Origin of the sequence: Paraburkholderia sp. SIMBA_054 (assembly GCF_046534875.1) — a bacterium.
Classification (GTDB): domain Bacteria; phylum Pseudomonadota; class Gammaproteobacteria; order Burkholderiales; family Burkholderiaceae; genus Paraburkholderia; species Paraburkholderia hospita.
This window is the reverse complement of sequence record NZ_JAWRXV010000237.1, coordinates 1-483: the sequence shown is the minus strand read 5'-3', so window position 1 is coordinate 483 and position 483 is coordinate 1. Positions and strand designations below refer to the sequence as shown.

Sequence of the window (483 nt, the reverse complement as noted above, 5' to 3'; positions counted from 1 at the left end):
TGCGTCATGCGTCCGCATCGTAAAGCGTTCGTCAAGATGAATCGGCTCAAGACGCTCCCTGATCAGCATGCATGTAACCTATTGCCAGCTGAATCAACGCATCAATGTTCGCGTTGGTGTCGAGAATGATCTGCATCGAAGTGGGACCTGACGCGGTAGTCTGCACGTGCAGCATGAAATGATGAATGACAAAACAGTTCTTGCGGGCATGGACAAACGGCCGAAGAGCCGCAGCGAGACGGCCAGCCGGTGCGTCAAATTGCCAGCGGGGATATCGGAGCTCGCGCGGACGCGTTGGAGATACGAGCGCGTAGACTTCGCCGCGCTCCCTGGCTGCATCGATAATCGCCGGTTCGATGTATGCATAAGCGGCCGCGTCCTCGAGTCGGAGGTTATCCGGCTGGTTGAACACAGCAATCGCGCGATCTCTTCCGCGTTGCCGGGCCGCTGCGAGTGCCTTAGTCAGGGACGTGCTCATTACGC

Annotated in this window: 1 pseudogene; it reads right to left on the bottom strand. The window is 57.8% G+C overall.

What is annotated here, in order from left to right:
- Window positions 1–46: 46 nt before the first annotated feature.
- Window positions 47–483, bottom strand: a pseudogene (locus tag SB822_RS54935) (hypothetical protein); the annotation flags it as partial.